The sequence below is a fragment of the Saccharothrix xinjiangensis genome, from assembly GCF_039527585.1.
GTDB lineage: Bacteria > Actinomycetota > Actinomycetes > Mycobacteriales > Pseudonocardiaceae > Actinosynnema > Actinosynnema xinjiangensis.
The window spans coordinates 1-7,225 of sequence record NZ_BAAAKE010000061.1; the positions used below are offsets into that span (position 1 = coordinate 1).

General features: G+C 69.4%; 9 protein-coding genes. 6 read left to right on the plus strand and 3 right to left on the minus strand.

Translation table 11 applies throughout. From position 1 onward, the window contains the following. Window positions 1-217 (minus strand): TetR/AcrR family transcriptional regulator (locus ABD223_RS43105; RefSeq protein WP_344044119.1); only part of this gene is annotated, 217 nt, incomplete at its 3' end. 60 nt (window positions 218-277) lie between these two features. Between ABD223_RS43105 and ABD223_RS43110 the strand changes: the two genes are divergently transcribed. Continuing rightward, entirely contained in the window at window positions 278-691 is a 414-nt protein-coding gene (locus tag ABD223_RS43110) for a DUF3995 domain-containing protein (RefSeq protein ID WP_344044121.1), read from the plus strand. Here the strand turns inward: ABD223_RS43110 and ABD223_RS43115 are convergent. Continuing rightward, window positions 638-1,384: a hypothetical protein gene (locus tag ABD223_RS43115; RefSeq protein WP_344044123.1), complete on the minus strand. Its 747-nt coding sequence runs from the start codon at window positions 1,382-1,384 to the stop codon at window positions 638-640. The genes ABD223_RS43110 and ABD223_RS43115 overlap by 54 nt on opposite strands. Before the next feature lie 518 nt (window positions 1,385-1,902). On the opposite strand from ABD223_RS43115, the gene ABD223_RS43120 reads away from it, so the two are divergent. From ABD223_RS43120 to ABD223_RS43140, 5 genes are all read left to right on the plus strand, one after another. Beyond that, window positions 1,903-2,103 carry a hypothetical protein gene (locus ABD223_RS43120; RefSeq protein WP_344044125.1) on the plus strand — a complete coding sequence of 67 codons (201 nt, stop codon included), beginning with the start codon at window positions 1,903-1,905 and terminating at the stop codon, window positions 2,101-2,103. An 83-nt stretch (window positions 2,104-2,186) separates the two neighbouring features. Further along, entirely contained in the window at window positions 2,187-3,143 is a 957-nt protein-coding gene (locus tag ABD223_RS43125; protein WP_344044127.1) for a phosphotransferase family protein, read from the plus strand. Between the two features lie 345 nt (window positions 3,144-3,488). Beyond that, window positions 3,489-4,586 carry an integrase core domain-containing protein gene (locus ABD223_RS43130; RefSeq protein ID WP_344044129.1) on the plus strand — a complete coding sequence of 366 codons (1,098 nt, stop codon included), beginning with the start codon at window positions 3,489-3,491 and terminating at the stop codon, window positions 4,584-4,586. Between the two features lie 467 nt (window positions 4,587-5,053). Further along, entirely contained in the window at window positions 5,054-5,542 is a 489-nt protein-coding gene (locus ABD223_RS43135; RefSeq protein ID WP_344044131.1) for a hypothetical protein, read from the plus strand. Beyond that, window positions 5,539-5,895: a hypothetical protein gene (locus ABD223_RS43140; protein WP_344044133.1), complete on the plus strand. Its 357-nt coding sequence runs from the start codon at window positions 5,539-5,541 to the stop codon at window positions 5,893-5,895. Before ABD223_RS43135 ends, ABD223_RS43140 begins: the two co-directional genes overlap by 4 nt. A gap of 136 nt (window positions 5,896-6,031) precedes the next feature. On the opposite strand, the gene ABD223_RS43145 is transcribed toward ABD223_RS43140, so the two are convergent. Beyond that, window positions 6,032-6,817 carry a HEAT repeat domain-containing protein gene (locus ABD223_RS43145; RefSeq protein ID WP_344044135.1) on the minus strand — a complete coding sequence of 262 codons (786 nt, stop codon included), beginning with the start codon at window positions 6,815-6,817 and terminating at the stop codon, window positions 6,032-6,034. Between the last annotated feature and the right edge of the window lie 408 nt (window positions 6,818-7,225).

Here is a 7,225-nt window from a genome sequence, read left to right on the forward strand (position 1 = left end):
CCCGCTCGATGACGGCCTCGGTGCCCTGCGATTCCCACCACTCCAGCGCCTCGTGCAGCAGGGCGTTCCGGTCGGCGAAGTGCCAGTAGAAGCTGCCGCGCGTCACGCCGAGCCGCTGGGCGAGGGGCTCGACGGCCACGGCGCCGACCCCGCCCCCGGCCAGCGCGGTGAGCGCCGCGGTGAGCCAGTCCTGCTTCGAGAGCCGCTGCTTCGCCACCTTCCATACGGTACTGTACGGAAGACCGTACAGGGGTGTACGGAAGAGGGGGAGGTCGTGATGACCGTGTTGGCCGTGCTCACTGCCTCGGCACTGGTGCTGGTAGGCGCGCTGCACGTGGTGTGGGCGTTCTCGCCGTGGCCGCTGCGCACCCGCGAGGACTTCGCCCGCCGGGTGGTCGACGTCCCCGTCGACAGGCTGCCGACACCGGGCATGACGCTCGGCGTGGCCCTGCTGCTCGGCGCGGCCGCCTACCTGATCGCCGCACGAGCCGACCTGGTCGCCGCACCAGGACCGTCATGGCTCCCCACCGCGGGCGCGGCGGGCGTCGCCGCCGTGCTCCTGCTGCGCGGCACGGCCGGACTGGTGATGTCGTCGCGCCGCACGACCGAGTTCGCCCGACTCGACCGGCGCTACTACTCACCGCTGTGCCTCGGCCTGGCCGCCTCCTGCGCCGCACTCGCACTGTCCTGACCCAGTCCTCGACCGACGACGGGACCGTCGGTTCCAGAGGAACTCCTCCCCCGCGCGGACCAGCCGGGCGGTGAGCAGGTCGGTGATGCCGCCGTTGCCGCCCCAGCCCTGCAGAGGTCGTCGCTCGGCGGGCGTGTGGGGCGCGGGCGGGGCGGTGTCGGTCGTTTCGGTGTGCAGGGCCATGATCGCCGAGGCGGTGATGGCGACCGTCCACGGCCAGCGCGGGTCCAGCGCTTCCCATTCGCCGACGCGCAGCCATCGGTTGCGGTGGGCGAGCAGCATCTCCACGTCCACCAGGTCGTTCGGGGGCGATTCGCCGTGGGGTGCGGTCGGCACGAGGGCGAGATCGCCCTCGCACCCGGCGGCGGGCGGCCGGTCGGGCAGCCGGCTGCCGGCGAACAGGGCGACTTCGCCGTCGCGGTCGGGGTCGGTGTCGTCGAGCACGTCCGCGGCCAGCACCAGCATCGCCCAGGTGTTCTCCGGCCGGCGCATCGGCGCGGCCGCGAGGGACGGGACGAGGATCACGGCATCGGGCGGAAGTCCTTCCCGCCACAGCATCCTCGCCTCGTCGTCGCGGTGCGTCGTGACGGGCGTCGGTTCTGGTGGGGCGTGTCCGGCATCGCCGTTCGGCGCGGTGGTGGCGGTGTCGGGTGTGGTTTCGGGCGGTGTCCGGGGAGTGATGTCTGCGGCCATGGTGGCGGTGTCCCTTCGAGGTCGGTTCGTCCGCCGGTGGACGACCGACCTGCATGGACGCTTGACGACACGGGATGGAGGAAGCGTTCATAGTGGTGTGGCCCGACATCACCGGATGCGCACCGGGGGCCGCGCCCGCTCCGGCCGGGGCATGACCACCCACACGAACACATCACCCTCAGCGAGGTAGTCATGTCCACCAACACCACGCCCGTGCTGCGCGTCGTCCCCGACCCGGTCAAGCCGCGTACCGAGACCGAGGAGAAGTTGTGGCGGGCGTTGTCCGCCCATCCCGGCGGCACCGCCACCGCGCTGTCGACCGCCGCCGGGATCGGCAAGTCCACCGCTCCGAAGATCCTCTCCCGTTGGGAGCGCGACGGCCTGGTCACCCGCACCGCCGGAACCGTTGACGGCGGTGCGCGCCCGGCGGCGACCAGTCCGCTGTACCGGACGCGGCACGGACCGACGAGGAGACGCGGTCCGGCGGCGGGCGGTTGGCTCCGGGTGCGCTGCGCGGGATGGTCGAGGACTACCTGCGGGGGCACTCCGGGAAGGATTTCAGCCCGAACGCGGTCGGCAAGGCGTTGAACCGGTCGGCGGGCGCGGTGCACAACGCGCTGGAGAAGCTGGTCGAGGGCGGCTATGCCGTGCGCACCGGCGACAAGCCCAAGAAGTACTCCCTCGCCCCCGCCGAGGCGACGGCCGATCCGGAACGGTAGAGCCGCAGGTACGGCTGCGCGGATGTGCTCTCACGGTGAGCCGTGCGGGCACACCCGCGCTCGTGATCGAATACGATCGCGGCGTGACGCACACCGGCCCGGTTGGCCCCGGTCCTCGGCGGGTGGCGGAGGAAGTCCTCGGACGACACGGGGCGGATTTCGGTTCCGCCGCGCGCGGGCGGGGCTGGACCAACGCCACGTGGCTGACCGAAGGGCTTGTCGTCCGCGTGGCGCGCGAGCCGGGTTCGTCGGACCTGCTGCGTGAGACGCGGCTGGTCGCGCTGCTGCCGGCGGAGGTCGGTTACCCCGAGGTCGTCGACGCGGGTGTCCGGGACGGGTACGAGTGGGTGCTGACCCGGCGGGTGGCCGGGGAGAACCTCGAAGAGGTCTGGCCGTCGTTGGACCACGATGCCCGGGTGCGGGCGGTCGGGCAGATGTGGGAGCGGGCGCGGCACGTGCACCGCGTGGAGGCGGCCGTGGCCGCGCCGCACGCCCGCGCCCGCTCGCCGTTCTTCCCCGACAGCGCGCAGGAGGCGACCGCGTCGCTCGACCGGCTGGTCGAAGCGGGAGAGCTCACCCCGGCGCAGGCCAAGGGGCTCGGCCGGGTGCTGGACCGTTTCCGGGCGGCGCTGCCGGGTGTGCCGCGGGTGGTGAACCACGGTGACCTCTGCGCGCCGAACACGCTGTGGCACGACGGCCGGGTGGTGGCGCTGCTGGACTTCGAGTTCGCCGTCGTCGCCCCTGTCGCGGTCGACCTCAACGAGGTCGTGAAGATGGCCTTCGCGCCGGGCGAGCCCGAGGAGCGCCTGCCGCTGCGCGAGGTGGTGACCCGGATCGCCGGATCCGTCCTGGAGGACGCGGGTGGGCCCGACGTGCTCCTGGGCTACGCGGTCATGCTCGAGGTCTGGCTGCTCGAAGCGGAGTTGGCCGCGGGCGAGGACGTCGACGAAGCCGGTCGGGCGGCGTCCGCCGCGATGCTCACGGCGTTCGCCGAAGGCGACGGTGGCTACTTCGCACCGCTCCTGGACACCCTGCGCTGACAGCTCGCGGCACCGACCCGACGACCTGTCGCGGGGTGCCGGTGAGGCTGTCTGCTGTGACCGGTGATGCGGTTCACCCGTGAGGCTCGGGGCGGGTCGGTGCGGCGGGGGAAGTGCAGTTCTCGTCGCAGGGCCGGGTGCCGGTGCCGATGATGAACGGGCAGTCGTCGCGGTGGGCTGTGGTGAACGTGACGCCGCCGTCGGGCGCTCGATCATGTGCAGCGTTGTGCCTGCCGAGAACCTCATCCATGCAGGAGAGGACGTATAAGCCCAGGAGACGTCAAGCGCTCACGGGGACGGCTGCCATCCGCAGTGCCGTCGGCTGACGCGGCATGATGACCGGCTGTGCTGCTCCGACTGGCCTACCTCGGCGTGACCAACGCGTTCGCGTTGCTACGCCTGCTGCCCTTGAGCGATCGGGACAAGGACGTGGAGATCCTGGTGCTGCGGCAGCACATCACGATCCTGGAACGCGAACTGGGCAAGGGCCGTCCGCGGTTCTCCCCCAGCGACCGGGCGTTCCTCGCGGCACTGCTGCACCGACTTCCCGTCGCCACGCTTCGTCGGCTCCGACTGCCGGTCCGTCCAGAGACGGTGCTGCGGTGGCACCGCGACCTCATCGCACGCCGCCACGCAGCCAAATCCCGTCCCAAGCGGCCCGGCCGACCCCGGACCATCCGCTCGATCCGACTCTTGGCGCGGCGCCTGGCACGAGAGAACCCCACCTGGGGCTACCGCCGCATCCACGGCGAACTCCTCGTACTCGGCATCAAGATCGCAGCATCCACCGTCTGGCAGATCCTCAAAGACGCCGGAATCGACCCGGCCCCCGAACGCACCACGACGACGTGGTCGGCCTTCCTCAACTCGCAGGCCAGCGCCCTGCTGGCCTGCGACTTCTTCGAGACCTCCACGTTGAGCGGCACCCGCCCGTACGTGCTCGCGGTGATCGAGCACTCCAGCCGCCGGATCCGGATGCTGGGCGCCACCGCGCACCCGACCGCGGCCTGGGTCACCCAGGCCGCCAGGAACCTCGTCGTGGACCTCGAAGGCGAGGGCCGACACGTGCGGTGCCTAATCCGCGACCGGGACGGGAAGTTCCCAGCCCTGTTCGACACCGTCCTCGCCGACGCAGGCATCCAAGTCCTCCTTAGCGGCGTCCGCATCCCGCGCATGAACGCGATCATGGAACGCTGGATCCGCAGCTGCCGCCGCGAACTCCTCGACCGCACCCTCGTCTGGAACCAAAAGCACCTACTCCACGCCCTACGCGAGTACGAGCACTTCTACAACACCCACCGACCTCACCAAGGCATCACCAACGCCCGACCACTACGCGTTCTGCCGCAACCCATCACGAACCAAGCAGCGCTCACCCACCTCGACATCCGCCAACGACGGCGGTTGGGCGACATCCTCAACGAGTACCCCCACGCCGCCTGACCTGCATGGACGACGTTTTCGGCAGGCACACCCTCGCAGTGTCTGACCTGCGAAGACCCTCTTGGCCGTCGGGGCGACAGGATTTGAACCTGCGACCCCTTGACCCCCAGAATTGCCCAAATCTTGCCCCGACCTGCGGAAATAGCAAATCAGCAGGTAGCGAAGGTGCAGTTGAACGCACTCCGGCGCAACTCACGCCAGTTCATTCAAATTGAATTCTCCCAATTTCCTCCCACCCTCCTCCCACGGCGAGCTCATATCGACCGGTGTGGACATCGCACACTTGTGCGCCCATCGAGTGACCGACCTTCACCAACGCCGCCATCGCCGCAGTGCCAGCGGCCATCGCACCAGCGAACTCGATCAACGAGGGCCGCATCGCCGCGGGCAAGAGCTGTGACAGTCGCTTCGACAGCCACGGACGGAACAACCTGGCACCCCTGCGAGTTTTAAGGTACCTTGCAACTATGCCCATCGCTGCATCGGAGATCAACTTCAGCGATCTGTCGAACAAGCCGGCCGACTCCGTCCGCAAGCTCCAGGAGTCGCCGAGCCGGACCCTGCTCGTGCACCGCCGCGGCGACGAGGAGGACCTGGTCCTCACCACGGCCAGCCGGGCACAGGAGGTCCGCGAGGTCGTCTCGACCACCACCGCCCTCTTCGTGGCACTGATGCAGCACAGCGAGAGCGTCCGAGACCTGGTCACCGACGTGATGCCCACGGCCTTCCCCTGGGTGCGGTTCCTGCCCCGCGAGGACATGCGGGCCTTCGTCGTCGAACTCGTCGACACCCTGCAAGCCGCCGACTCGCTGGGCACCCCCGCCCCGGTCACACAACTCATCACCCAGTGGCAGCACACCGCCGAAGTCCACGCCGACCCACGACTCCTCGCCATCCTCCGCCAGGACGGCGACGACCTCGGTGACGTCCCCGCACCGGGAGCAGCCACCGCGTGAGCCCGAAGAAAGGCGACCCGGTCGCCCCGCCCGCCATCGGGGACGAGTGGCGCATCCGCTACTGCACCACCGAGGCGGTCAAAGGCTGGCAGGACCTCGAAACCCGAGCATCGGGCAACCTGCGCCAAGCCTGGGAGACCATGCGCAACGACCCAGGCCCGGGTCCGGGCAAGCCGACCAGCCGTCACCACCAGCTCAAAGGCAGCCTGGCCCACGGCACGCACAACGGGAAGACCCTGCCACAGTGGCAGATTGAGGTCACCGGCGGCGACCGCATCTGGTACCTGCTGGACACGGACAAGCACACCGTATGGGTGCAGTACGCAGGCGCCCACCCCAAAGCCACCGAATAGACCATCACACGTCGCGCACACAGACACCGCGCAGTTGAGCGTAAATCAAGCAGCAGTCGTCCGACTCGGCATCCGCCGACAGCACAGCCTTGGCGGAGTTTCCTCTTCCGCATGGCCGGCGGTAGTTCAAGCATCGTCACGCCCCGCCCGGCGGCAACACAGCCCCCAGAAGCCGGCGGCTCTCCAGATCCTCGGCGATTCGCACACCGACGTCGTCCCCGGTCGAGCGCATGATGCCACGGGCCTCCTGCCACGCGGGCGTGGCGCCGGCCAGGCGCATGACGTGGACCATCGCCCGGCGGCTGACCGAGCGCTTCCCATCCCCGACGGCTCCGACCAGGGCGTCCACCCCCTCACCTCCCAACTCCCCGAGCAGTTCGACCGCCTGGTAGCGGACCTTCGAACTCGAATCGCGCAGGGCCAGTGATCCGAGCAACTTGACAGTGCCGTCGGAGAGCGCGTCGAGCGCCCCGAGTTCGTGCACCGCGCGAACCCGCTCCGCCTCATCGGCGGTGGACAGCAACTCGACCAGCACCGACTCCCCACGAGGCGCGACACCCGACAGATCCGCAGGCTCCAACCAGGCGGCGCACCAAGTCAGGAAGTCCTCCTCTGGCCGCAGCCGCGCGGAGGTGCCCGCACCCACGTCCACCAATCGACCCGAGTACGGCCCCGTCACCAGCAGGACGGTCGCCTCGATCCCGCCCGCGTCGACCACCCGCAGCCCCGTGGCCGGCGCGTCGCCCAACTCGACCCGGGCCAGACCACCCGGCAGTTCGACGCTGCGCCACCTGCTGAGCTCCTGAAGCCCGTACCCGGGACCTACCCCACCGTCCCCCACCGAGGTCAGGAATGTCCGGTACGGCTGCGGCAACCTAATACCCTGTACCGCCTCGAAGACCTCGACACGAGCCTCGGACAACGTCGACCCCAGGCACTGCCCTCGCGGAGCCCGGAGGTACCCACGGGGACGCACCAACGGCCCAGGCCACCTCTGCACTAGCGCCGACCGGATCTCGTCCACCAAAGATGCGTACTGGTCCACGGGTCCCACGTCTCAATTCTCTCATTATCGGTTCACATATTCGAACAACCTCCTACAGTGAGGAGCAAGGAGCACGGGGAGCGCCATGGCGCTCCGACCCATAGCCCTCGCTACCACCGTTACCTTTTGCGTAGCTCGAATCAAGTGACTCGACTCCCACAAGCAGCAGGTTTGCGGCCGGGATGCCTGGTGAGGTTCACCCTGGGCAGTGGACACCGAGTTAGCAGGACCGAGGGTTCTGCTGGAAGGATGTCTTCATGCCGCCTCGGAAGCGCCGTTCCTACA

Bases quoted from the DNA above. Each gene is read 5' to 3' on its own strand.
- ABD223_RS43115 (WP_344044123.1), bottom strand. From the start codon at position 1,384: ATGGCCGCAGACATCACTCCCCGGACACCGCCCGAAACCACACCCGAC.
- ABD223_RS43135 (WP_344044131.1), top strand. From the start codon at position 5,054: ATGCCCATCGCTGCATCGGAGATCAACTTCAGCGATCTGTCGAACAAG.
- ABD223_RS43120 (WP_344044125.1), top strand. From the start codon at position 1,903: ATGGTCGAGGACTACCTGCGGGGGCACTCCGGGAAGGATTTCAGCCCG.
- ABD223_RS43110 (WP_344044121.1), top strand. From the start codon at position 278: ATGACCGTGTTGGCCGTGCTCACTGCCTCGGCACTGGTGCTGGTAGGC.